Annotated in this window: 1 protein-coding gene; it reads right to left on the bottom strand. The window is 44.9% G+C overall.

From position 1 onward, the window contains the following. Window positions 1-263 precede the first annotated feature (263 nt). Window positions 264-903: EAL domain-containing protein (locus A3763_RS23590; RefSeq protein WP_156495295.1), on the bottom strand; the 640-nt coding region annotated here is incomplete at its 5' end.

The raw sequence follows: 903 nt of genomic DNA, 5'->3' as shown, positions 1-903 counted from the left end.
GATATTTGATTCAAATAGGCCTGAAACCGAGCTATCCTGGTCACCCTGTCCAAAACGTCCCAGCCCACCATTGAGCCATGTATTTCCGCTGTCTTGATAGTTGGTAACAAGCGTCACATTGCCGATAAAGCGGTGTGGGCTATTCTGCTTTGCATGCACAAGTGCGCTGCTGATCAAAGCGACTAGAAGCAAGGCGGCACAGATAACTGAAGAGTGTTTTATTCTGAATGCTTTGTTTAGCCTTGTTCATCGAAAAAATAATGCTAGTACTCACTGTTTACATCATAGCCTTTAAACCAGGTAACAAAGTCTGCCGAGTTTTGTGGGCGAGAGATATAGTAACCTTGTAACTTATCGCATCCCCATGTTTCGAGTAAGGCCCAAGACGCTCTGTTTTCAACCCCTTCAGCAACGACAGTTAAACCGAGCTGATGAGCCATGTCTATCGTTGACTGGACAATAGCCTGGTCATATTTACTTTCATCCAGTTTCAAAACAAAGGCCATATCGATCTTTAGCTCGTCTACGGGTAAATCTTTAAGTTGGCTCAAAGATGAATAGCCTGTGCCATAATCATCAATCGCCAAGATAATCCCTTGGTCTCTTAATTGATTAAGCACTTTTAGGGCTTGAACCGGGTTATCAATCATCGCACTTTCGGTGACTTCAAGAATTAGCGAAGAAGTAGAGAGGCCGTTTTTCTCAAGCTCTTGCGCCACATAATCGGGTAGGTCATCGTTGGCCAGATCATAAGCCGAGAGATTGACTGCCATTTTTAGGTCTATCCCTTGAGTTCTCCAAGCAGCGGCTTCACGCAATACACTAGCAATCACCCAACGCGTTAGCGGTGGCATCAAGCCAGACTGTTCAGCAAGACCAATGAACTCTTCAGGTGAGATAAAG

The sequence above is a fragment of the Oleiphilus sp. HI0128 genome (assembly GCF_001635365.1).
Note: the sequence above shows the minus strand (reverse complement) of the source record. Positions and strands in the feature narration are given on the sequence as shown.